The organism is Saccharicrinis fermentans DSM 9555 = JCM 21142, from assembly GCF_000517085.1.
Taxonomy (GTDB): Bacteria; Bacteroidota; Bacteroidia; order Bacteroidales; family Marinilabiliaceae; genus Saccharicrinis; species Saccharicrinis fermentans.
This window is the reverse complement of the sequence record NZ_KI912107.1, coordinates 1,257,631-1,282,475: the sequence shown is the minus strand read 5'-3', so window position 1 is coordinate 1,282,475 and position 24,845 is coordinate 1,257,631. Positions and strand designations below refer to the sequence as shown.

Sequence of the window (24,845 nt, the reverse complement as noted above, 5' to 3'; positions counted from 1 at the left end):
GATACTTTACAAAATTAACACATATAACCTTTTTATTCTGGCTGATCCACCGCTACTAATGCCAGCGCTCTGCTATCCTGACTATTGATAAGGTATAACTCTTCATTAACTGATTGATAATACATAATACCAACAATCACAAACACAGGACGGGTACTATTCGCCGAAATGGCAGCCGTTTGCTCAACAACAACAGCTTCTGTTGAATCAATAGCAATAGCTTCTGCTTCTACCACATCCACCTCATATTCGCTATTCTCAAAATCAACTGCTGCCAACCCAATAAGTATTTGTGCCTGGTCTGCACCATCAACCTGATTTAACTCTAAACGTGGATTACTAAAATCAATAGCAACACTAGCTTCACCAGAAACTCTATCAAATGTTACAGAATAAGCTGCTTTTACAACATCTTCTAATCCTGTATTCACATTAAACTCAAACCCCCGAATAAGACCTAAATCACCATCCTGAACAGTCCTCTCTCCTCTCGAATGCACAGTATCAGACTGCACCACTTTCAACATTTGGGTAGTTAACCTGCTAGCAACTCTGTTATCTGCAATCGCAGCAATAGGTGCTTTAAATGCAGTGCGCAACAATTTACTTGCCTTACCGGCAACCCCAAACTCAGCTCCATTTTCCCGGGTACGCGCAAATGCTGGATCTGTTTTAATTCGATCTCCATCTACGCCCCCTTTAGTTCGGGCCAAATATTCCCCTCCACTTTTGTAAAAAGAAACATCCCCAATACTTCCTTCTAGTTTCAAAATACTCTTTTGCCTTGCCATAATCAACTAATTTAAACAACACCTTTAATGTAATAGCATTATGTCCTAAATTGCAAATAACAGTGTCCAATTTGTCCCATTTTGGCCGTTTTGACCCTATTTTTTTTATTATCTTAGAGTATCGATTATGCCATTCAAAGGTATGAATACAGTATAGATAAAGCATCGATAAAGCACCATGGACATTAAACTAAAACGGATTTGCATTTATCCTAAAGATATACAAAGGATAACTGGCAAAAGTGAAAAATCCGCCCAACGACTTTTAACAAAAATAAAAAAGGAATTAGGAAAAGAGAAACAACAGTTCATCACAACTAAAGAATTTGCCGAATATTCCGGCATTTCAATTGAAACAATTCAAGAGTATCTGTATGATTAATAATCTCTTTCCCTATTTGTCAGAAACACATTCTCAAACCTCATTCATTTTAATCCTGTTTGTATTCATTCAAACTTTACCTCATCCAAATAATTTATCCAAACCTCATCGCCTTTTCCTATTGCGTTAACAATGATAGGATAAATCCTTTTGTAAGCAATTGTACTACTATTAATTCTCCCTGGCTGATTTACATTTGAATAACTCGATTCTCCCACCAACAAACAACCTGCTGTATCATCATCTGTATTTCCTATATGGATTAAAATATTTGTAAAATTAGGTACATTTGTAATGTGCAGCATACCTTTATGAAACTCCTGAAACTTTTGCTTGTAACGCTTATGGTGAGAGCCTACCGTTCTGAGTATAACCTTATACCTCCCTGCAGGTATCCTGGTTTCTCCATACACTTTCTTCTCACGATGTTCATCTTCAAGAGTATAACAAGCAAATTTTTGATCAATATACAACAACCCCAGAGTACTCTCTACCCCTGAACTATAACGTAAAACTGTTAAATCCATAATAAACTTATATCCTTTGATTAGCAATCGTTTTAGTTTTATCTGCCGAACTTTTACTTGACCCAAAAAAGTACGATAGTACCATACTAAACCCCGCAACCAAAGCGCCAAACAATTGATTTACGGGACCATTATTGGTTACTTTTTGAGCATTATCGCCTAATATCATAATTGAAATCAGACTAAAAAATCCTATTACGACTACAATCGCCAACGACAACATTAACCAATCACGTTGTCCAGTCGCTTGTGCCAACTGCGTCTCTCTTAAACGTGCACTCTGTTTATCTAGTAAATACGCTTTTGATTCTTCAATCTCTAAACGAGTTGATTGTAAAGCTAGTTTTTGAAGTTCTATCTCTTGATTAATTTCAAATTCACGTAACTTATCGATGAGGTCCGGCTTTTGAGTTAACTGCTCTAAAAAACCATCGTCATCATTAACCTTTAAGCTTAATATTGATTTCACCAATTCAAAAGCCGGCTTAGCTGTTCCTCCAGTAAGTACATTTGCCAATAGAGGAAGTCCTTTTTGTAATAAAGCTGATTTTAATAAATTATTCTTCATAACAAATATATTTTATCTACGCTTATCTGGTGCCTCATCCGAAAAAGAAACCACATTCATCATTTCTCTTAAACGACTTCTTACCCTAACTCCATATTGTTTTTCTATCTCAGTAGCATTTAGATTTGTTGTTATATGAGTGATAAGGCTATCAGAAATAAACAAATCATATCTGGATAATAATATTTCAGACAATACATTGCATTCATTGCCAAAATGTTTTAAGTTTTGCTCAGCACCCAAATCATCAAAACAGATGGTCTGTTTTTTCATTATTCCATGATTAAACCTGAGGCTTTTTTTACTATATCTGTCAATTACATCATAACCATCCCTATGAAATTCAAAACTGATATCCCTACATGATTTCATCATATAGCTTTTGCTTTCTGGCAAAATCAGCCTCAATAAATGCATCAAAGAAGTTTTTCCTACCCCAATAGGTCCACAAAGCATTATGCCTTTTCGCGAATCTAAACCTTCCTCAACCATTAGTTCCTCATCCCTAATCATGTAAACAAACAATTTTCGAATAATAGGCATATCCGCACTCTGTAAGCTAAAACACTCACCGTATATCTCCCTGCCCTTCTTTACCATAAAATCAAGGCTCTTTTGATAGTTATAGACGATATAGTTATTCTGGATATTGTAAAACATCACTCTTATTTTAGATTTTCATGTTAAAGAAATTCAAAGAGGTTCATTATAATTTCGCGAGGAAAAATTCCTTTGTTCCTTCGATGCCATTTTGTCCTGTGCATTGGTTCCTTGCTTCTCAAATGAATTTACTTGGTAACGTTGAATATTTAACATCCAATTACGAGCAGCTGCTTTCCAATCTTTCATTTTCGATCTACCCCCTACCATCCAGCCATTGCTTTCGTAGTAATTGAAAAAACGTTGAGCTTCTATTTCCGAATAACCTTTTTGTTCAAAATAGATTTGAATATGCTCAATTGGTGGTTTCTGAAACGCTTTTTTCGACTTATCATTCATATTAGTTTCTTTCATCTCTTTTTGATTTTCTTCATTACTATATATAGAGTATATATATTTTATATGTTTATATAAAGGGTTCACTTTTGATATAGGTGGTGTACAGGTACCTATATCAAAAGTGTACAGGTAAACTTTACTAGCTACCTGCGGATCAAAAGACGGTGTATACTTAATAAAACCACAATCCTCCAGTGTTCTAAGAGCCTTATAGTAAGTATTATTAGACCCAATCTTTGACATAGTTTTTAACTCATCCCGATTTACCCAAATAGGATTATCGAAACGGTTACGGTTCCATATCCTAAACAGAGAAATATAAAGGCTAACGTGGTATGCTTTCAGAAGCTTTTCCCTGTCCATTTTCGCAAACGCATCCAGCAAATGTTGGATGAAGTTCATAACCAATTGTTTGAAAAAGCATTACCCACATTTGTTTTGAGTAATCATATTCTGAATATCATTGTAATCGTAATAGATTGTACCTCCAACTTTTGTATAGGGCAGCATACCACTCACTCGCAGATGTTGAAGTGTACCAGAAGACACATTTAAAAGTTCCTTCACCTCATAGGATTTCAACCATTTCTTATGCTGACTCCCTGAGTTCTGTTTGAGAAGTTTCTCAAGCTCTTCCAGAAGTTCAATTTTGAACTCCCGCAAATCGTCTGTTGTAATAATTTCTGTTGCCATATTTATTGATTAATATTGATATGACACAAAGAAAAATACAAAAGCAATACGAAAACAGTTGTTGGGGGTTGTACAACCCCCAACAACCCCAAAGATTACCAATAAGTTACAAGGATATATTTTTTTTAACCGCAAACTTTTAAGATACTTAAACCATAAAATGTATATCTAAATCATATCATTCTTCGATGGATCTAAAAAGTTTAAGAAACAGTTGTTTTGTAGATTTATATGTAGAAAGTTCAATATTAAAAAAGTTATTATTTAAGCTCTTATATGATATTTGATGATTATGCTTTGATGCAAAAATTTCAGAAACCAATCTAAAGATTTCTTTTTTGTTATCTGCATATATAATACCCACTTCAATGAACTGCCTAAGCACGCATGCTATCTCCGCAACAGATAAATTAGTCTGTATTTTTTGAGGCCTAATATACAGTTGCTCCGGTTCCTTTACCTTCTTAACCTCATCAAATATATGAACATGATAATTAAATGAATTCATTTCCTTATTGATCCAATTAATAATCGATATTTTTAATTTTTTTGATTTACGCGAAAAACCATCTCCTTTTATCACCATAATCTGCGATACTTGTTTTTTATAACATTGTAACTTTTCAAGTACAGCATTTACATTGGTCCCCATGGCTAAATCGCGCTTGATCCATTCAATGATTTGATGATAAACCTCTGTTGAATTAAAATTATACGAAATAATCAGCTTAACCAATTCTTCAAATTTATCACCCATTACATGCTCATTACAAATCTTTGTATTAATCTTAGTAAGTAGTTTATCTATATACCAGATTCTTCTAAACGAACAATTTGTATACCCCAACTCCTTAAAATAATCAACAACCTTCTTTATAGATTCAAGCTTTTCAGCATCAACCTTTAATTTCAATATTTTCTCTACTTTATCTTTAAAACGAACCCTATAGTAATCATAGTAGAGCGCCGGAGCAATCAACTCTTTATCAAAATACTCCGGAAATTGTATATGTAAAAAGTTGATGAAACTAATAAGTGTATTCACAACCCCATAAAAAATATCACCCCAACACCTTGCTGAGAAACAACAGCAATCAGGTCTATCATGCAAATGTTTTAGCATTCTTATCGAACTACTCTGATACAATCGTACCTGCTGACACACAATACCCGGCAAAGCTTTAGATGCAGCCAAAAGCAACAAACCTTGCTTTAAATCAAATAAACTTATGCTATAAACGAATTGCTTTTCGTTCTCAAATTGAAATTTAACACCACAGTTTTTAGGGTTGCCGATATACTCAACAACCCTTTCAAATTGCTCCAATAAATACGGCATTTTTTTTAGTCGATTTGAATGTAAAAAGGTTGATTTGTAGAGAATCCCAACCATAAACATAATAATTCAACGACTAAATACCAACAATACTAATCAAAAATTATCTTTTAACATGCCGTTTCAACCCAGCATTATCCTCTTTATTTTGCAACACTTGCTTCAAATCTTTCATATCAGCACTAATCTTATCTTTCAACACTCTTGCATAAATCATGGTTGTGGATAAATTACTATGGCCTAACACCTTACTAACTGTTTCAATAGGTACTCCATTACTCAAGGTAACAGTTGTAGCAAACGTATGTCGTGCCATATGAAACGTTAAGGTCTTAGTTATTCCACATAAATCAGCAACTTCTTTCAAATAACTATTCAACCTCTGATTCGATAATTTTGGAAAAATAGTTCCATTATTAACAGCTCTTGGATCATCCTTATACTTATTAATAATTTCCCACGCAACTGGCAAAATCGGAATATTAACAACCATATGAGTCTTTTGTCTAATGGTCTGAATCCAATACTCACCATCAATACCTAAAATCAAATTATCACGCTTTAAATTGTGCACATCAATATAAGTCAAACCAGTATAACACGAAAAAACAAATAAATCTTTAACAAACTGCAGTCTTTTAATCTGAAAGCTTTTCTCCCTCAACACCTCTAACTCCCTATCCGTTAAAAATTCGCGATCAACCTTCACGAAAGATAACTTATACTTTTCAAAAGGATCCTTTTCCAGCCAACCTAAACGCACAGCCATACTAGTCACTTTCCGCAACCTTTCCAAATGCTTCATCACCCCATTATTAGATAAAGCCTTATGATGATCTATAGGTTCATACCCCCTCAAATAAGCCTCAAACTCAGTAATAAATTTATAATTAATCTCACCCAAGCGTATATCATCAATTTTCTTACATTCCTTTAGATATTTATGCACATATTTTTGAGTAGTAAAATAATTTTTAAGAGTCCCTGGCATCAATGTATTTTTTTGAGATTCATTATGATAGTCCAATAGCTCTATAAGTGTTTTTCCTGTATCTGTAATACCAATAAAGCAATTCTTAATTACCAAAGGAGATATAAATGCCCCCTTAAGCGATAATTCTCTATAAATACTCGTTAATTTCGATCGAACCTGATCAATGTAAGCATTACCTTGACGAAAGTCTTTATATTTACTATTCAACCTCTCCTTTGAAGAATTCCAGGATTCTTTAGCGACAGATTTAACAACAGAAATCTCAGCTCGTTTTCCGCCTACCGTAATCCTTGCATAAATGTTTAATGTATTCTTTTCGTTTCCCTTTCTGTCTGCCCTTGCAACAAATGATATTGCAAATGTTTGATTACTAGTCATAATGATTATTTTTAATTGAGGTTAATAATTACAAATCCTTTGTTTGGCATCAAAGGACAATACTAAAACCAATCAATATCAATCAAATTCATGACTCACTCCAGGAATAACATCCATGTAAATAACACTATATATGCAACTTACATAATTCCCAGTGAACAGTTTTCATAATAAGCAACTTACTCCCTACCTGTTCACCAGTATTTTCAGATTTAAAAGAGTATAAAACTATTCCTTACCTCTTTATCTAGTTTTTAGATAAAATTCTTTGGTGAACAAATATAACGATAAATTTTACTCCCTATCTATTCACCAAGTCTTTTGAATTATTTCCGTTTATATTGAAATAACAAAAAACAAAAAAGCCTGTAAATCATGAAATTTACAGGCTTTTGATACAAACTAACATTTGTTTCGTCGGGGTGGAGAGACGATTATCTTTACTCATAAACTACAATAAACCAATATTATACACAACAACCCTAACCGAAGTTACACTTAATTTACACTCACCATTTGACTTATTATGTATTGATTTGTTGTCCTTTGACAATCATAAAAATACAAAAAAACATTCACTTAGCACATTAAAACAAAACAAAATAAATGATTACAAACAGTAAATTTTAAACACATAAAAGCGACCCTACCAAAGCATTATCATTACTTCTAATGAGCAAATCTCACTCCACCACATTAACCAATTAGTATTTACATACGTTTAAAGTTATTTTTCAATGGCCACATGGAACTCACCAGTATTAATCATTCCTCTGTGTAAGAATCAAAGATCAGCGAAGCAAAATATTTTATCATGGTTCGTTTCATTTTCCATCCTGGAGTTTTAATTTTTTCTATTCATAACACGATGCTTGCATCAAGCACATGATTTATTTTGTATTTAATTAGTAAACGATATAATAAACCGGCTATTTCAACTTGAAAATTCAGGTTTTAGAAACTCCGCATGACCCTAATCATATTCATCAGAATATTCGGTAACCTAATAGCATACTTGTATTTTTTTAAGATAGAAAGATGAGGATCAACCAAGCCTAAATCGCAGTCAAAGTATGATTACACGTTAGCAATATGAAGCCAGACTAAAAAAGGAAAACGAAAATAAGTCCCCTAAATAAATACCGTTTAATTAAAAATTTTTTAAATTTAGACTTCCATTATTAAACCTAAAACTAATTTAATGAGTGCAATACATTCTCCATAGATATACTTTCATAAAACTACATTCTAGTAACAAACGCAAATAACAGAATATATAAAAACATATATTTAGCGTTAAATCAAATAGTTATCACAATAAAAGAGTAATATATAACAGTCATAAACGTAATGCATTTATGCTTACGTTGAACGAAAGCTCCTTCGTCGCTAATTAGAAAAGTGGTAACTTAAAGTATTATTCATTAATACTTTATAAGATGAAAAAAAACATTACGCGCGCAGGTCATTCAAGAAATGCGCTTACGCGGTTACAGTGAGAGAACTGTAGATACTTATGTATCTATGCTCTCGATTTTGGCAAAGTATTACAGGAGGTCTCCGTCAACACTTAGTCATCAGGAAGTAAAAGATTTCTGCTATTATCTTCTTCAAGAAAAAAAGCTTTCGAACAGTACCATCAACCAAATGATTAGTGCCTGGAAAATATTTTGGGTGGATATACTTGGGAACAAGTGGGATGGCATTAAGATAAAGCGTCCAAGAGTAGCGAAGAAACTACCCACGGTTTTGTCTCAGTCAGATGCCTATCGTTTGGTGACAAGTTCATATAATGTCAAACATCGTACATTAATGATGTTGACTTATGCAACGGGCATGCGGTGCGAAGAAGCTCTAAGTTTGTTGCCTGAGCAAATAGATTCGGCACGTTTGGTTGTACGCATAAAGGGCAAGGGTAATAAAAGCCGAGAAGTACCACTTCCAGAGGATATATTAGAACAACTCAGAATTTATTTTAAACAGTATCGTCCTTCGAAGTATCTTTTTGAGGGCTTTAAAAAAGGGAAGAAATATTCCGCAACAAGTTTTCGTAAGATAGTATCACGTGCTGCCTTATCAGTAGGTATAAATAAAGGCGTATCGCCTCATGTGTTACGACATTGTTTTGCTACTCATATGCTTGAAAGAGGTATCAATTTGAAACGGTTGCAGTTACTGATGGGACACAGTTCACTAAAAACAACCTCAGGTTATCTTCATTTGGCTCACCCTTACCTTGGCGAAGTTCCCAATTTGTTAATTCCAATAAAACAGGCACAGCCATGAGTCACACCGAAAATAGTAAACAGAAAATAGAAGTGGCCGATGTTGTGAGGAGCTGTCAAGATGATATTGCTACCAAGTTAAGGTTGAACAAAGAACAACAAAAAGCTATTGAAGCTATAACAAGGTGCCGTACATCAGAAGCAGGCGGTCATATTGCGTATTGTAATAACAGCAGCTGTAGTTACAGTCAACAGTCCTATAACTCTTGTCGCAATAGACATTGCCCCAAGTGTCAGTATTTAAAGCAGCAGCAATGGGTCAATAAGCTCACTAGTCGATTAATGCCCGGACGCTACTTTCATATTGTATTTACCATACCAAGGGAGCTACATCCATTGTTTTACATCAACCAACAAGCATGTTATGACTTACTGTTTCGTTCTGCCTCCCAAGCTTTACAAAATGCAGGACGCAATCCTTCATTTTTAGGTGCTGATGTTGGAGCACTATGTGTACTGCATACCTGGGGGCAAACATTAATGTATCATCCCCATATTCATATGCTGGTTCCCGCTGGCGGCCTGTCTACGGATGGTATGGAATGGGTTGCTTCGCCCAAGAAGTTCTTTGTGCCCGTAAAGGCATTGTCTGGCATGTTTAGAGGTATACTAGTTAAGCAACTCGAAAAACTACTGATCAAGGAAAAACTGAGGTTACCTAAGGAGTTTGAAGGAGCTCAAATGTTGAAATCAGAACTGTACAGTAAACGATGGAATGTATACTGTAAAAAGGCGTTTGGGGGTATCAACAGTGTATTACAATACTTGGGCAGATACACCCATCGGGTAGCTATATCTAATAATAGGCTAACATCTTTATCGGACAAGCAAGTGAGCTTTACCTATAAAGATTACAGACAAAATAGCAAGCAAAAACAAATGACCTTAAATCAACTTGAATTTGTGAGGCGTTTTATACATCACGTCTTACCTAGCGGATTCTTTAAAATCAGATATGTTGGCATACTTGCAACGGTACATATACATGGTAAACGAGAACAGGTAATTGCACTAGTGGGTGAAAATATGTGGTTGTCAAACCTCGAAGGCCTTACCTCATATGAAGTGTTAAGAGCATTAATAGGAAAGGATCCTTGCATATGCCCCAAATGCAATAAAGGCATAATGGTTCGCACAAGGATATTGCACCAACTAGAATGACATTAAGCAGATAAAACGTTCTTTGTTTCATGGATGCAAATAAAACAACCGTTCATGTGGGTGTAACGGGATTGTTATGCCTTAAACCAAACGAAATTAACATGCTGATGAAAGAATGTTGTATAAATAACAGAGAAATATTAGGATCAGAGCGTTTACAAAGAAAAAGAACTAGATGAAATGTGCATAGGTTAGGCCGCCTTCGTTCAACGTAATTTTATCCTTCATGACTAATAAATATTAGCAATCATAATTTTGGATATTTATCAATGTTCAACTTTTTACTTATCTTGGTCGAACAAAGGATAAAATCCTTATAAGTTATGGGGCATAAAGCAAAACGCGAATGAAACTACCTTTTGAAAAAACTAAAGTTCCCAAACCAAAGGATGAAATTAAACATCCTGAGGATTATCCGTTGAAGGAGTTTTTTACTCATCGAGATTTCTTAAAGGATGGAGCAAAAGAGAGTTTTGTAAAATTGATTGAAGAAAAATCTGATGAAAAACTAATTGATAAGTTTTTAAGTAAAAACCCTGAGATATTTGAAACATTGCTTGACACATCAGGACACCATGGAATTTGGGTAATTCCAAAACAACAAATAAAAACAAGAATTGGAAACGAAAGAGGTTTAATACCTGATTTTATTGTTGGGGGAAAAAGCTCAGATGGATTTCAATGGTGGGTAATCGAATTGAAAGGAGCTAATGAAAAACTTTTAAAAGTAAACGCACAAAATGAAGTTTATTTCACAATTGAGGGAAATAAAGGTATTTCGCAATTGACTGAGTATATTGATTACTGTCGAAAATACCAATCACATTTAAGAGATGCATTTAAGCTTAAGGATTTTAGAGAACCTTCAGGTATTTTGGTAATTGGTAATGAAAATGAATTTGAATCAGATGAAATAAAGCAAAATTTCAAATCTGCGTGGAATAGATTAACAAAACCTAATTTAGAAATTCGAACTTACAATGCAATAATAAGGAAATTATGATTAAAGAGACAATTTCTAATATTGAAAGACTACAAGGATTGATTGTTGCTTATGTTACAAATGGCAGACAAGACGGTCAAACCGATGAATATAAAAAACTTTACATTGATACTTTAATTCTAATTGAGAAGTTAGGTTATTCAAATCCAAACCAATATAGAACACTTGAGGAAATATGGGGATATTGTAAGTTAAAATTCCCAACATATGCAGAGCGTAGAGCTAATGTTAATGAAATGTATAGCGATATTTTAATTGATTTAGAAAGAAAGATAAGATTATTACCTGAACCTAAACAATGGAAAAAAACAAATGATATTCTGGTGGATAAATTGTTGCCAATAAGAATGCAATGGCTAAAGGCTAAAAACTTTTTATTAGCAAACGAACCCGATTTTGAGAATTGTATAAAAGAAGCCACAAATTCAATTGAAAGTGCATTACAAATCATCCTAAATAAACCTGGGGAAACATTGGGTAAGTCAATAAAATCAGCGGAAATAGATACTGATATTCAAAGATTAATTAGCCAAATGTATGGTTTTGTAAGCAATAAAGATTTTGTAAGACATGGAGGAACTGAGCAACAGAATATATCCAAAGAGGATGCAGAGTTTTTTCTTGATTTTGCAGGAATATCTATAAAATATTTTAAGGAAAAGATTTATAATAAATGAATTACACCTCATAACGATATATAAAATAATAGCTGTGATAATAAGTAACGCTAATTTTTTTCTAAATATATCACTTATTTAAAATTAATCAATTAGCTGAATATTAGACTTTTGCTTCGTAATAATTCTTATTACGCCAATTTTGCCAAAATACCCATTTGGGGTAAAAAAAAGTCCTTTTTGAAGTATAAAAATGCGTTGAATTTTGCCCTGTAATATTACTTTCGTGATTAAACCAAGGACAAGTTTTAACTCAATCATTAGAAAATAGAAATGATTGTTAAACTTAAATTGAATTAAAATAGCGACTGCAAAATTAATGTTACGAAGAGGTAAGAATGCGGATAAAACAAATACCATTGTTCTTGGTCTTTCACACAAAGGTAAAAACACAGAAATATCATTGAATAAATCAGTCTATTCTGATTTTTGGGATAAAGATGCCAAGGATAGAGTAAAAAAGGGATGTCCCCAACATGACAACCTTCGTTTAATTAATAACTATCTCAACGATGAATTAAGTAAAGCTTGGAACCGTATTGAATTTTTGAAGAACTCAAGGAAGCTTGACAGCATGAAGGTTTCCGACATTTCGGATTTCATCAAGAACTATGGTAGTATTGAGAGTGACCATAAGAAAGGTGCTGCAATTAAGCAAGATGCAGAACATGGTGAAAGGGTTGATTTCCTGCAATACTTTAGTGATTACATTTCATTCCTACACTCAACACACCTATACCGCAGCTTTAAAGGCTGTAAAACGATACGTTGGTGATGGGAATAAACTTTATTTTGATGAAATTACAACTGCATGGTTAAGCCGATTTAAGAGATGGAGACAGGCAGAAGTTGCACAATCCACCACAAGCTTAACCTTGTCCGTGATTAAAATTGTTTTTAATCAAGCTATTGATGTTGATGAATTAGTTCCTCAGAATAGAATAGCTATCCATTTAGAAAATTTAAGATAGAAAAGATACAGGCTCGTAACCTGAGATTGCCTATTGCTACCATACGAGCTATTCGTGATGTTGAACCGGAAAACGAACTTGAAGCTTTAGCACAAGATTTCTTCATGCTATCATTTTACTTAATTGGAATGAATAACTCCGACATCTATGATATATCCTCAATTATTGAAGGAAGAATCGAATATAACCGGAATAAAACATCCAAACCTTATTCTATCAAAGTTGAACCTGAAGAAGCAAAGGAAATATTTGAACGAAGGAAAGGGCGAGAAAAATTTCTAATATATCAAGAACGTTATAAAGGTTCGGAAACATTGCAACAGGCTATCAATCGAGCTTTAAAACCAATCGGTAAAAAGGTGGGTGTTCCGGAATTAATTATGTATCACGCTCGACATTCATGGGCAGGTTCAGCAGCCAAGAAGCCAATTGGTGCAGGTAAACCCCTTATTGCACAGGCTCTTGGACATGGCACTTCAACCGTAACCGATACCTATTTTGATTATGACAATGAATTGGTTGATGATTTGAATAGGAAAGTGCTTGATTTGCTGAACAAGAAAGGAGATGCAGATAGCTTAAATGACTAATTTATTGACTGATTAACACACTAACTTGAGGAGCCAATGCTCGCAAGGGCGTGCAAGTTCGAGTCTTGTTCTGGGCACTAAAAAAACTCCCGATTACTTTATGTAGTCGGGAGTTTTTGCATTATAAAATTACGTTCGTTTAATGCATATGACCGCTATGGTCTTCTTTCTTTGCAGGTGCTCTATCATATTGACAACATCCCGGAAGTGCATTATAAGTTTCATCTTTGGCTTTGTGCATTTCAGTATCATGTCCTGCTTTTGCAATAGCCATTTGCACTTTATGCACATCAGTTTTTGTACTGTCATGTGATACTACAATCATTTTAGTTTCCTTATTCCAATCTGCTGTTGAAACTCCATCAACTGACTTTGCTGCTTTTTCAATACGACTTTCACACATTCCGCAATTGCCATAAACTTTGAACTTTTCTGTTTTAGCTTGTCCAAAAACTGTTGTTAAGCTCAATAGAGCTATTACCATTGTTAAATAAATCGCTTTCATCTTTTTTGATTTTAATTATTAATTTTTACTTCCATTAAATACTATGTAATAGGCAGAATCACCTTCCATCATTCGAAACATGTACTCAAAAGTATGATTCGTCATATTAAATCCGCCGTAATGCATATCTTCGCTATTGTGGTCATTCGTCATATGATGTTGCCATTCAGACTGATTACTGTGCATATCCATCATGTGATTTCCTCCATTTCCCATGTGACCATATTGCATTTCAAAAGCTTCGCCTGTGTCGCAAACCATTATAGAATCACCGTTTTCAAATGCGTCCATCATAAAAGTGGTGTCCATTAAATCACCATAACAATGAATTTGCAATTGATTATTTACACGAACAACATCAGCTGTACCAATATTACCAGATTTCAATCCTGACTGGTTTGCAAATTCTCCACTATAAGTTCCTACTATTTCTGAAATATAGTCCTTACCAGAATCTGAACCATTCTTGTCACACGCACTAAAGGCAAATGCAACTATTGCTATGCCTAAAAACAATTTTGTTTTTTTCATTATATTCGATTTTAAAGATTTGCAAATAACTATTGAGGAATTGAATAAACTACCGTTTGAGATTTTGTTTTAAATCCCTTACTAAGATGCTTGTAAACTAGAAGTTTTTTCTTTCCATTTGATTCAATGATTTCATAATCATTACTGTGGTCTTCTTTTAATAAAACTTCACCATTTTCATTTATGATATTTAAAGTGAATGTGATGTAGTTATCTTCATCCATTACTGTTTCGGTATTAAAGTATTCACTGTCATATACTACACATGAATACAATATTTCAACAGCTTCATCATTATTAAATGTTTTTGTTGAAACCAGTTTTATTTCATCAAGAAGATGTCCTTTAGGCAAAGGAAGTTTTACAGATTTCCATATTGTATGGTCAAGATTGTAAATGCTTATTATCTCAGCTTTTTTATCGTACCGTAAATATTTAGCTTCACCATTATCAATTTGAAAAGTTTTAAACCTGCCTTCAACAACTTCTTCTTTTACAAGTTGAGAAAACCCAGTTGATACTAACAACATTAATCCGAATATTATTATTAAAGTTTTCATGACTTAAATTTTAATAGTTTATACTGTAAATTATGTTCTTCGTAAGCGCAGGGCGTTTGAGATTACCGAGACGGAACTAAAACTCATGGCTGCTGCTGCAATCATTGGACTAAGTAATATTCCGAAAAAAGGAAATAGCACTCCTGCTGCAACAGGCACTCCAATTGCATTATAGAAAAAAGCAAAAAACAAATTCTGTTTTATGTTGCGCATTACCTTATGACTTAATTCCCTTGCTCTAACTATTCCGTTCAAATCTCCCTTAACCAGAGTTATCTCTGCACTCTGCATCGCAATATCTGTTCCTGTTCCCATTGCAATTCCAACATTAGCTTGTTCAAGAGCCGGAGCATCGTTAATGCCATCACCAGCCATAGCCACAACATGACCTTTATCCTGTAAATCCTTTACAAATTTGTATTTCTCTTCTGGCATACATTCTGCCTGAAAACCATCGAGATTTAGCTCTGATGCTACAGATTTTGCCGTGAACTGATTATCGCCTGTGAGCATGTGAACTTTTATACCCATATTTTGCAGGTCTTTGATAGCACTGGCTGAGGATTCCTTAATTTTGTCAGCTACACTAACAATACCTTCAACCGTATTTTTAAGTACAAGGTACATCACCGTTTGCCCTGCCAACTGCCATTCTTCAACGATTTTCTTGTTTTTATCGTCAAGGCTTACTTCAAAATCTTCCAGTATTCGGTGGTTTCCTAAACCTATTTTTTCATCCTTATAAATAGCTTTTACTCCTTTTCCAGTTACCGATTCAAATTTATCAAGCTGAATGAGTTCAAGTTTATTGGTTTTCGCTCCAGCCACAATAGCATCTGCTAAAGGATGTTCACTATTAGCATCAATCGAGGCAGCTAGTTGTAGTACTTCCTTGTCGCTGAGTTTCCCAAAAGATTTATACGCTTTAAGGCTTGGTTTTCATTCTGTGATAGTGCCTGTTTTGTCAATAATAAGCGTATCCACTTTATTCATTTCCTCAATAGCACGTGCATCTTTCACCAATACTCCTGCATTAGCCATCCGACCTGAACCTACCATTATGGACATGGGAGTAGCGAGTCCAAGCGCACAAGGACAAGCAATAATAAGCACTGCCACGGCATTTACAAAAGCATAAACGTAAGCAGGTTCTGGCCCCCATATTGCCCAAACGGTGAAAGTTATTATTGAAATAGAAATTACTATCTGTACAAAATATTTAGCTACAGTATCAGCAAGTTTCTGAATTGGAGCACGAGAGCGACTGGCTGTATTCACCATTTCTATGATTTGTGCCAGAAGGGTATCTCTTCCTACTTTCTTAGCTTTCAGTTCAAAGGCTGTTTTCCCATTTATTGTTCCACCTGTTACTTTTTCATCTTTTGCTTTTTCCACAGGAATAGGCTCACCTGTTATCATGCTCTCGTCAATAACCGCCTCACCTTTATAAATGATACCATCGACCGGAATCTTTTCACCGGGTTTTACTTTTAAAAGGTCGCCAACTTTAACCTCTTCCAAAGGAATTTCAATTTCTTCGCCATCTCTGATTACCCTTGCAACGGGTGGCACTAGACCTAACAAAGCTTTAATTGCTGAATTAGTTTTGCTGTGTGCTTTTAATTCCATAACCTGACCAAGCAAAACTAAAGTTAGAATGACAGCTGCTGCCTCAAAATACAGATGAACATTTCCTGTAGCATCTTTGAATTGAGATGGAAAGATACCGGGTAGCAATAATCCAACCACACTAAATAAATAAGCAGAACCTACGCCAAATGATATTAAAGTCCACATGTTGGGTGACCATCGGCGTATGGAACTCCATCCTCGTTTGAAGAAACTTCCACTTGAATAGAATATTACTGGTGTTGCCAATGCAAATTGAATCCAGTTCCAAACAGATTTTGGTGCTATACTGTCAAGATTGATAAAAGGAATAACATCTGACATAGCGATTACAAAAACCGGAAAACTTAAAACAAGTGCAATCCAGAATTTCTTAGCCATTTTTTTATAAGCTTTTTCTTCATCACTGCTTTCTTCAACTTTCTCTGGCACTAAATCCATTCCACATTTTGGACAGCTACCCGATTTATCTTGTTTAACTTCGGGGTGCATGGGGCAAGTATATACTTGCTTTGATGAACCAACACTTTCCTCTTTTTTTAGGTGCATTCCACATTCTGGGCAATCACCGGGTTTATCATACGTCTTATCTCCTTCACAATGCATTGGGCAGATATATTTGCCTTGTGTATGTTCATGGTTATGATGCTTGTGAGAATTACTATCTTGTTTATGAACAGGTTCATATTTCTCATCTGTATCGAATTGAAGGGTATAACCAACATCTTTGACCAAAGCTTTTAATTCACGTTCTGTGATATGGCTTGGGTTAAACTGAATTGTCACAATCTTTTTTGATATATCAACCTTTGCATTCGTAATCGCATCGCTTGAAGACAAGGCTTTTTCAACTTTATTTGCACATGATGCACAGTGCATATCAGTTATAAATCCTTGTTTTTTTATATTTTTTGTCATGATTTTTATTTTTTATTAGTTCAATTAAAATCTATTGACCTCTAATTACTCTCTCGTATATTGACAACATTCAGGTAGATTTTTATAAGCGTTATCATTTCCTTTTACCATTTCGGTATCATATCCGGCTGCTGCAATAGTCTTATGTATTTTGTCAAGGCTTACTTTGTCATTATTGAAAGAAACATGCATTTGTTTTGTTTCAACATTCCAATCGGCAACATTAATACCTTCAAGACCTTTTACTGCTTTTTCGATTGTTGCTTTGCACAAGTCGCAATTACCCGAAACTTTAAACATGGCGTGTTCAAGATTTGCTTTTGTTTCAGCACTTGTTGGTTCTGCTTTTTGTGACATATCCATTTTTGAATGGTCTATTTGTTTTTCTGCATTCTTACCCATTTTACTCATGTCATGAGGCGTTGAACCTGCTCCACCTGATGGGTTCATCATGCTTGGTTTACCTTCTAGTTGAGAGGCTGCATCAATTTTAAATACTCCGTTTACGGCAATTTCTTCGCCTTCAGAAAGTCCTTCCTTAACGATATAAAAATCACCTGCCTCTGGTCCAAGTGTGATTTCGCGATATAGAAAGGAATTGTGTTCTCGCTCAGGTACTTTAACATATACAACAGCTCGTTTGCCTGTCCACAAAACAGATGTTTTGGGTATCATTAAATCTTTCTTTCCACCTGATATTTTAGGTTTGATTATGCCATTGGCAAACATTTCGGGCTTTAATTCAAGTTTTGGATTATCCACTTCAACACGCACATTAGCTACTCTTGTTTTTGCATCGAGGAATGGGTCAATGAAGGTTACTTTTCCTGTAAAAGTTTCACCCGGTATGGATTGCACTGTAAATTCCACTTTATTCCCTTCATGCAACCACGGTAAATCGCTTTCATAAGCATCAAACATTAACCATACCTTTTTAAGGTTAATTACTTGAAACAAAGCATTACCTTCTTTAATATAATCACCTACAGAGACATGTCGCATAGTAACGGTACCAGAGATTGGAGAAAGAACATCAAAGTAGTTTTGTGGCTCTCCTTTTGTTTCGATACCATCAATTTGAGCATCCGTTAAATCCCAAAGCTTAAGTTTATTTCTTGAAGCTCGGTAAAATGAAGGATTAGATTCTTTGTATTCTATAGATTCAAGGAGTTCTTTTTGAGCTGTTACCAATTCAGGAGAATAAATGGTTGCCAATTTTTCCCCTTTTACAACATTCTGTCCTGTAAAGTTGGTGTATAATTTTTCAATTCGCCCACCAAATCTAGCTGTTAGCTCGGAAATATTTCGTTCGTCAGGTTTAACTTTACCCAATAAATAGACTTCCTTATTTGAATATTCCTTTTTTACAATTAATGTTTGAATCTGGGCTAGTTTCATTGCAGATTCACTCATTTGGATTTCATTTGGGTCAATCCCAACCTCGTTGTTCGTATTTGTCTCCAAAGGGATTAAATCCATTGCGCAAATAGGACACTGTCCGGGTTTGTCCTGCTTAATTTGAGGATGCATTGAACATGTCCAAATTGTAGCTGCTTCCGCCTGTTCAACATGATTGTGTGAAGCTTCTGTTGTTTTTTCGGAACTATGAAAAAATACCCAACCAAGTACAAGTCCTATAATCAGAACGATAGAATAATTTCTAACGCTTTTTTTATCTATATCTATTTTTGTTTTCATCGTTTTCTGTATTAAATGTTATTTACCCATCAAATAATGTATAAATGCAATTGAAGCATTCAAGTCAGCTCTCGCTTTTTCAAGTTCAAGACTGTGCATTAAAACCTTTCGTTCCATGCGTAATATTTCCTCAAAATTTTTACCATCAGTGGCGTATTCTGATTCTAATATTCGTAGTGATTTTTTCGCAAGCCCTAATTGCTTATTATGCAAATTAATTTGACGTTTAGCATCTTGATAATCGGCATTTGCTTTTTCATAAATGCTTTCAAGAACGTTTATCTTATCAACCTTTTCATTTAGAGTTGCTTCCTGCATAAATACAGCCTCCTTGACCATTGAGGTATATTTCTTTCGATAAAGAGGGATGCTTATTCCTACCACCGGAAACATAATAGCATCTCTTCCTGATTCACCCGGCGCAAGCATTGTATTCGATGATTCTCCAATAAAAGTGTAGTCGATTCCAACAGAGAAATTTGGTTTCCCCATTTTTTTTGCGACTACTTGCTGATATTCGTAAGAAGCTTCTTGAAATTCGAGGTTTAGCACCTGATGATTATTTAGTTTAATACTATCAAGAATGGCTGCTCGGTCGAATGTTAAATCAACTGATTCAAGTACATCTGGGATATATATATCATCTGATGCTCCGACATTTATAAAATTGTTAAAAGCAACTTTCTGAATTTGAAGTTTATCAATTAGTTGTAACAATTGATTTTCAATATCCAGTATTTCCATCTCAACCCTTAATTCATCAACTGCCGAAGCTTTACCTGATTCTATTTTTACAAGAGCCAATTTTTGAAATGTATGCAAGATTTCAATGTTATCTCTTGCAATAGCAATTGCTCTACTTGTAAAATAAAGGTTATACCAAGTTGATTTAATATCATAAAAGAGTTTTGATTTAGCTTCCTCAAATAATTGAAATTTAGCTTTTGCCATTTCGGTTGCAACATCCTCTTTGGCATTAAGTGTTCCGAACCAAGGGAACATTTGCGCTACACTTATTTTGGCTTGTTGCGCACCAACACGGGTTTCAACAGGCTGAATAAAGTATCCAAAAGCCATCGTAGGGTCGGGCAAAGCTCCAACTTGTGGGACTTTCTCTAACGCTGCTAAATATTCATTAAACTTGGCTTTTAATCCCGGATTGTTTTTAGCTCCAGTTATCAAATAGCTATCAATTTCACTTTGAGCCTGAATAGATAAGCTCAAAAAGAAAATGAATAATAATGTTATATATATCTTATATGTTTTCATAATCTCCTTCTTGAGTGGTTTGTGAACTGTTTTTAATTTTTCGCTCTTGCCACATACTGTATAGGACTGGAACCATAAACATCGTTAATACCTCAATGGTCATACCCCCAAATAAGGGAATTGCCATTGGTATCATTATGTCTGAACCTTTTCCTGTAGATGTTAGAACAGGGAGTAGTGCAATAATTGTAGTAGCTGTGGTCATTATTGCAGGGCGCACCCTTTTTGAACCAGCTTCGAGAATTAAAGCTCTTACTTCCGACACAGTACTAGGCTTATCCTTTTCCATTAGTTGTTGGATATAAGTGCTTATCAACACCCCATCATCGGTGGCAACGCCAAATAGCGCAATAAAACCTACCCACACAGCTACACTCAAATTAATAGTGTTGACCTGAAATAGATTCCGTAATTCAATGCCTCCTATGTTAGCATCCAAAAACCACGGTTGACCATAAAGCCAAAGCATGATAAACCCACCCGATAAAGCGACAATAATGCCTGAGAATATTAAAGCTGTAGATGTAACAGATTTAAATTGAAAATAAAGGATAAGGAAAATAATCATTAATGAAATGGGAACAACCACTAAAAGTCGTTTCGTTGCTCGGATTTGATTCTCGTAATTTCCGGTAAACACGTAGCTAACTCCTAATGGTAACTCAAACTCACCCTTTTCAATCTGGTCATCCAAATATGCAATTGCATTTTCGACTACGTCAACCTCTGCATATTCAGGTAATTTGTCGAAAATTACATAGCCCACCAAAAAGGTGTTTTCACTCTTTATTAATTGAGGGCCACGAACATAGTTGATGCTTACTAATTCGTCCAAAGGCACTTGAACACCTGACGGAGTTGGAATCAGAATGTTTTTCAATTCGTCTGGATTATCCCTAAACTCCCTTGCATAGCGCATACGTACAGGAAAACGTTCTCTACCTTCAACGGTAGAGGTCAATTTCATTCCTCCAATAACTCCGCTTAAAACATTCTGTAATTTTAGAATACTTAACCCATATCGAGAAATGTCATCCCTGTTTATTTCCAATTCGATATAAGGCTTTCCGACAACTCTATCAGCAAAAACTGATTGTACAGAAACACCTTCTACATGTTTTAGATATGATTCAATTTGATACCCCACCTTTTCGATGGTTTCTAAATCGGGGCCAAAAACTTTAATCCCCATAGGCGCTCTCATTCCTGTTTGCAACATAACCAATCGAGTGGCAATCGGTTGAAGTTTAGGGGCAGAAGTCAATCCGGGTATTTTAGCCTTATTTATAATTTCGTTCCAAATATCATCAGGCGAATTAATCTCTTTACGCCATTGACGGAAATACTCTCCATTTTTAGCTTCGATAAGCTTATCCTTTTCGATTAATCGAAAGGCATCGTTTTTCGGATTATAGGTACTGCCATCCTTTAATTCAAAGGCATCATCATCATTCACCTTAAATCGCATCCGATGTCCTTTTTCATTGAGCATGTACTCCGACTTGTAATTGATGATATTCTCGAACATGGAGGTTGGTGCAGGGTCTAATGCAGAACTTACACGCCCCCATTTACCCACTACGCTCTCCACTTCTGGGATGGAATTGAGTTGTTTATCCAACAACTGAATCACTTCAACATTCTCAGCAACGCCTGAGTGTGGCATGGTAGTGGGCATCAACAAGAACGAGCCTTCATCCAATGATGGCATAAATTCCTTGCCAATACCGGGAATGGTTTCGCTTATGCTCTGATAAGCCGAGCTATTTTTAATAAAGTTGGGCATAAACCCAAACATTTTATCAAAACCTTGCCAAGTAGTAATTCCAAAAAGTATGATTAAAATTGGAGTGATTAAAAACTTCCATTTGTTAGCTAATGCCCATTTCAGAATTTTGTCGTAAAAGACAATAACCAACGACAATGCGCCAAGTACAGTACCAACAATAGCGATTACAAAGAAGAAGTTTGCAAATTGACTGTTTTGAGCACCCAAAGGCATCCAAGCCTTTGTTAGAAAGAAAACTACAACAACAATGGTTATGCCTATATTAATATAGTTTATCCATTCCTTTTTCTCCTTCTTCCATTTATCATGGAAAAACCCATTTGCACCGTAGGCTGTCAATGCCAATGCAATATAATATCCACTGGCAATTGAGATAATGATACCTGCAACAGCAATAATTCCACTTAGTAGTTTTTTGTATTTTTCCTTATCAAATTTTATGGAAAATACGATGTGAGCCAGTGTTGGAATAATAATTAAACCTATCACTAAAGCGGCAAGCATGGTAAAGGTTTTTGTATATGCCAATGGTTTAAAAAGCTTACCCTCGGCTGCTTCCATTGCAAAAACAGGCAAGAAACTAATGATGGTAGTTGCTAAAGCGGTAATAACCGCACCTGCCACTTCGGTAGTTGCTGTGTAAATAACAGTAACTAGCTTTTTGCCTCTTGCTCCGATATTATCCGGCAGTTCTGCATGTCGAATAATATTTTCGGTAAAAACTATCCCGACATCTACCATAACCCCAATGGCAATAGCGATTCCCGAAAGGGCTACAATGTTGGCATCTACACCAAATTGGCGCATGGTAATAAAAGTGATTAATACACCAATGGGCAATAAGCTTGAAATTAAAAAGGATGCTCGAAGATTAAGCACCAATACAATAACTACCAAAATACTAATCAGTAATTCTAAACTAATGGCTTCTTCCAGTGTTCCCAAGGTTTCCTTAATCAGTCCTGTGCGGTCGTAGAAGGGGACTATGGTAACTTTGGAGACTGTTCCATCATCCAATATTTTTGAAGGTAATCCGGCTTCTATCTCAGCAATTTTTGCTTTTACATTATCAATGGTGTGTAAAGGATTTGCACCGTATCTTGCAACAACCACACCTCCCACAGCTTCTGCACCACCTTTATCTAAACCGCCTCTTCGTGTTGCTGGCCCAAAGTGAACCTTAGCCACATCTTTAAGACGGATAGGAACATTTTCACGAACTGCAACTACGCTTTTTTCGAGGTCTTCAATGGTTTTAATATATCCAATTGCTCTGATAAGGTATTCTGCACGATTATACTCTAGGGTTCTCGCCCCAATGTCGAGATTACTATTTTTAACGGCAGACATTATTTCAGCCACATCCACGCCATGAGCTTTCATTGCATTAGGGTCAATATCAACTTGATATTCCTTTACGTAGCCACCTATTGAAGCAACTTCTGATACACCTTTTGCAGATGTTAAGGAATACTTTACGTAGAAATCTTGTATGGTACGAAGTTCGTGGGGATCCCAACCTCCTGATGGATTTCCATGTTTGTCTCTACCTTCAAGTGTGTACCAATAAATTTGACCTAACGCTGTAGCATCTGGCCCTAATGATGGGGTAACACCATCGGGTAATGTACCTGCCGGAAGCGAGTTTAGTTTCTCCAAAATTCGGGTACGACTCCAATAGAATTCTACATCATCATCAAAAATGATATAGATACTTGAAACCCCAAAAATGGAATTACTCCTAATCGTTTTAACACCGGGTATCCCTAAAAGAGAAGTCGTTAAAGGATAAGAAACTTGGTCTTCCATATCCTGTGGGGAGCGACCAGCCCATTCGGTGTAAACTATTTGTTGATTTTCGCCAATATCAGGAATGGCATCAACAGGAACAGGGTCGGATGGCAGAATACCTGTTTCCCATCCAAAGGGAGAATTTACTATTCCCCACGATATGAAAACAGTCAATACCAGTAAGGTTACTAATCTGTTATCAAGAAAGAATTTGATTATTCTATTCAACATATTTCATAAATTTGGTAAACATTTAATTAATAAAAGTTACGGTAATAAAATTACACGACAACTCAATTCAACTTTTAAAGTGAATTTAAAATCAATTAATTAAATGTCTAACAAAGATATGTTTGCAGTAAAGAAAGGCGAGTTTGTATTTTAGGGGGTGGTGAAGTGTCAATGAATTCTTTAATGACATTAATTTCCTCTGGAAATAATTCTAAATTAATGGCTAAAAGAATCGGAAATAGAATGTCTATAGATACAATTTTAGTTGTTTCAAATTGTACTGCATTTACATAGTCATCCTTTACTTCAAAATGGAGTGATTTGTTTTCACAGCAACCACCAGTGCCATCACAGCATGATTTAGCTTCTTTATTGATTGATGTTGAAACATATTCACCTCCACAATAATGCATAGAAATAGTTATTCCTGTGGTCGAAACCAGAAGAAACAGAGCTACAACGATATTTGTTATTTTTCTAAGCATTATTATAATCTATATAAACAAAGTAACGGATTTATATTCAAAATGTTTTACAAAAACATGGAAAAGATTTAGAATATCTTTGGA

General features: G+C 35.2%; 23 protein-coding genes and 2 pseudogenes. 9 read left to right on the top strand and 16 right to left on the bottom strand.

What is annotated here, in order from left to right:
* Positions 1 to 32: 32 nt before the first annotated feature.
* A complete protein-coding gene (locus CYTFE_RS0105250) occupies positions 33 to 791 on the bottom strand; it encodes a hypothetical protein (RefSeq protein ID WP_027470957.1) in 759 nt (252 codons plus the stop codon).
* 178 nt (positions 792 to 969) lie between these two features.
* On the opposite strand from CYTFE_RS0105250, the gene CYTFE_RS0105245 reads away from it, so the two are divergent.
* Positions 970 to 1,173 carry a hypothetical protein gene (locus CYTFE_RS0105245; protein WP_235208373.1) on the top strand — a complete coding sequence of 68 codons (204 nt, stop codon included), beginning with the start codon at positions 970 to 972 and terminating at the stop codon, positions 1,171 to 1,173.
* A 65-nt stretch (positions 1,174 to 1,238) separates the two neighbouring features.
* Here CYTFE_RS0105245 and CYTFE_RS0105240 read toward each other — a convergent pair whose 3' ends face one another.
* From CYTFE_RS0105240 to CYTFE_RS25080, 7 genes are all read right to left on the bottom strand, one after another.
* Positions 1,239 to 1,700, bottom strand: coding sequence for a DUF5675 family protein (locus CYTFE_RS0105240; protein ID WP_027470955.1), 462 nt, complete (start codon positions 1,698 to 1,700; stop codon positions 1,239 to 1,241).
* A gap of 7 nt (positions 1,701 to 1,707) precedes the next feature.
* Positions 1,708 to 2,268 carry a hypothetical protein gene (locus CYTFE_RS0105235; protein WP_027470954.1) on the bottom strand — a complete coding sequence of 187 codons (561 nt, stop codon included), beginning with the start codon at positions 2,266 to 2,268 and terminating at the stop codon, positions 1,708 to 1,710.
* Positions 2,269 to 2,280: 12 nt separating this feature from the next.
* Entirely contained in the window at positions 2,281 to 2,928 is a 648-nt protein-coding gene (locus CYTFE_RS0105230) for a P-loop NTPase family protein (RefSeq protein ID WP_027470953.1), read from the bottom strand.
* 33 nt (positions 2,929 to 2,961) lie between these two features.
* Complete coding sequence (locus CYTFE_RS0105225) at positions 2,962 to 3,669, bottom strand: hypothetical protein (protein WP_027470952.1); 708 nt, start codon at positions 3,667 to 3,669, stop codon at positions 2,962 to 2,964.
* A gap of 21 nt (positions 3,670 to 3,690) precedes the next feature.
* A complete protein-coding gene (locus CYTFE_RS0105220) occupies positions 3,691 to 3,960 on the bottom strand; it encodes a helix-turn-helix domain-containing protein (RefSeq protein WP_027470951.1) in 270 nt (89 codons plus the stop codon).
* Between the two features lie 178 nt (positions 3,961 to 4,138).
* Positions 4,139 to 5,299 (bottom strand): hypothetical protein, encoded by a 1,161-nt coding sequence (locus tag CYTFE_RS0105215; protein WP_044262592.1) that lies wholly within the window; start codon positions 5,297 to 5,299, stop codon positions 4,139 to 4,141.
* Positions 5,300 to 5,399: 100 nt separating this feature from the next.
* Positions 5,400 to 6,668, bottom strand: coding sequence for a site-specific integrase (locus tag CYTFE_RS25080; RefSeq protein WP_044214408.1), 1,269 nt, complete (start codon positions 6,666 to 6,668; stop codon positions 5,400 to 5,402).
* 1,464 nt (positions 6,669 to 8,132) lie between these two features.
* On the opposite strand from CYTFE_RS25080, the pseudogene CYTFE_RS31395 reads away from it, so the two are divergent.
* From CYTFE_RS31395 to CYTFE_RS25070, 8 genes and pseudogenes are all read left to right on the top strand, one after another.
* Positions 8,133 to 8,354, top strand: a pseudogene (locus CYTFE_RS31395) (phage integrase N-terminal SAM-like domain-containing protein); the annotation flags it as partial.
* On the top strand, positions 8,343 to 8,954 hold the full coding sequence (locus CYTFE_RS25075; protein WP_262505569.1) for a tyrosine-type recombinase/integrase: 612 nt from the start codon (positions 8,343 to 8,345) through the stop codon (positions 8,952 to 8,954). The pseudogene CYTFE_RS31395 and the gene CYTFE_RS25075, both read left to right, overlap by 12 nt.
* The gene (locus tag CYTFE_RS0105200) at positions 8,951 to 10,114 is read left to right on the top strand and encodes an IS91 family transposase (protein ID WP_027470237.1); all 1,164 of its coding nucleotides are present in this window, start codon (positions 8,951 to 8,953) and stop codon (positions 10,112 to 10,114) included. The genes CYTFE_RS25075 and CYTFE_RS0105200 overlap by 4 nt, the downstream gene beginning before the upstream one ends.
* A gap of 346 nt (positions 10,115 to 10,460) precedes the next feature.
* Positions 10,461 to 11,117: a Shedu anti-phage system protein SduA domain-containing protein gene (locus CYTFE_RS0105195; RefSeq protein ID WP_027470949.1), complete on the top strand. Its 657-nt coding sequence runs from the start codon at positions 10,461 to 10,463 to the stop codon at positions 11,115 to 11,117.
* On the top strand, positions 11,114 to 11,794 hold the full coding sequence (locus CYTFE_RS0105190; protein ID WP_027470948.1) for a hypothetical protein: 681 nt from the start codon (positions 11,114 to 11,116) through the stop codon (positions 11,792 to 11,794). The genes CYTFE_RS0105195 and CYTFE_RS0105190 overlap by 4 nt, the downstream gene beginning before the upstream one ends.
* A 319-nt stretch (positions 11,795 to 12,113) precedes the next feature.
* Positions 12,114 to 12,569, top strand: a complete 456-nt coding sequence (locus CYTFE_RS28405) for an Arm DNA-binding domain-containing protein (RefSeq protein WP_052343007.1) — start codon at positions 12,114 to 12,116, stop codon at positions 12,567 to 12,569.
* On the top strand, positions 12,454 to 12,765 hold the full coding sequence (locus tag CYTFE_RS31800; RefSeq protein ID WP_407689925.1) for a phage integrase SAM-like domain-containing protein: 312 nt from the start codon (positions 12,454 to 12,456) through the stop codon (positions 12,763 to 12,765). Before CYTFE_RS28405 ends, CYTFE_RS31800 begins: the two co-directional genes overlap by 116 nt.
* A gap of 128 nt (positions 12,766 to 12,893) precedes the next feature.
* A complete protein-coding gene (locus CYTFE_RS25070) occupies positions 12,894 to 13,355 on the top strand; it encodes a site-specific integrase (RefSeq protein ID WP_154665620.1) in 462 nt (153 codons plus the stop codon).
* 139 nt (positions 13,356 to 13,494) lie between these two features.
* Here the strand turns inward: CYTFE_RS25070 and CYTFE_RS0105175 are convergent, their stop codons facing one another.
* The 8 genes and pseudogenes from CYTFE_RS0105175 to CYTFE_RS28400 form a co-directional block, all read right to left on the bottom strand.
* Positions 13,495 to 13,860, bottom strand: a complete 366-nt coding sequence (locus CYTFE_RS0105175) for a heavy-metal-associated domain-containing protein (protein ID WP_027470946.1) — start codon at positions 13,858 to 13,860, stop codon at positions 13,495 to 13,497.
* A gap of 18 nt (positions 13,861 to 13,878) precedes the next feature.
* A complete protein-coding gene (locus tag CYTFE_RS0105170) occupies positions 13,879 to 14,391 on the bottom strand; it encodes a hypothetical protein (RefSeq protein ID WP_027470945.1) in 513 nt (170 codons plus the stop codon).
* Between the two features lie 29 nt (positions 14,392 to 14,420).
* Entirely contained in the window at positions 14,421 to 14,951 is a 531-nt protein-coding gene (locus tag CYTFE_RS0105165) for a hypothetical protein (RefSeq protein ID WP_044262589.1), read from the bottom strand.
* A 30-nt stretch (positions 14,952 to 14,981) separates the two neighbouring features.
* Positions 14,982 to 17,459: pseudogene (locus CYTFE_RS25065) on the bottom strand (heavy metal translocating P-type ATPase).
* A gap of 84 nt (positions 17,460 to 17,543) precedes the next feature.
* Complete coding sequence (locus tag CYTFE_RS0105155; RefSeq protein ID WP_027470943.1) at positions 17,544 to 19,196, bottom strand: efflux RND transporter periplasmic adaptor subunit; 1,653 nt, start codon at positions 19,194 to 19,196, stop codon at positions 17,544 to 17,546.
* An 18-nt stretch (positions 19,197 to 19,214) separates the two neighbouring features.
* Positions 19,215 to 20,465 (bottom strand): TolC family protein, encoded by a 1,251-nt coding sequence (locus CYTFE_RS0105150; RefSeq protein ID WP_027470942.1) that lies wholly within the window; start codon positions 20,463 to 20,465, stop codon positions 19,215 to 19,217.
* Positions 20,452 to 24,276, bottom strand: a complete 3,825-nt coding sequence (locus CYTFE_RS0105145) for an efflux RND transporter permease subunit (protein ID WP_027470941.1) — start codon at positions 24,274 to 24,276, stop codon at positions 20,452 to 20,454. The genes CYTFE_RS0105150 and CYTFE_RS0105145 overlap by 14 nt, the downstream gene beginning before the upstream one ends.
* A gap of 107 nt (positions 24,277 to 24,383) precedes the next feature.
* Entirely contained in the window at positions 24,384 to 24,761 is a 378-nt protein-coding gene (locus CYTFE_RS28400; protein WP_052343005.1) for an HYC_CC_PP family protein, read from the bottom strand.
* Positions 24,762 to 24,845: the final 84 nt, after the last annotated feature.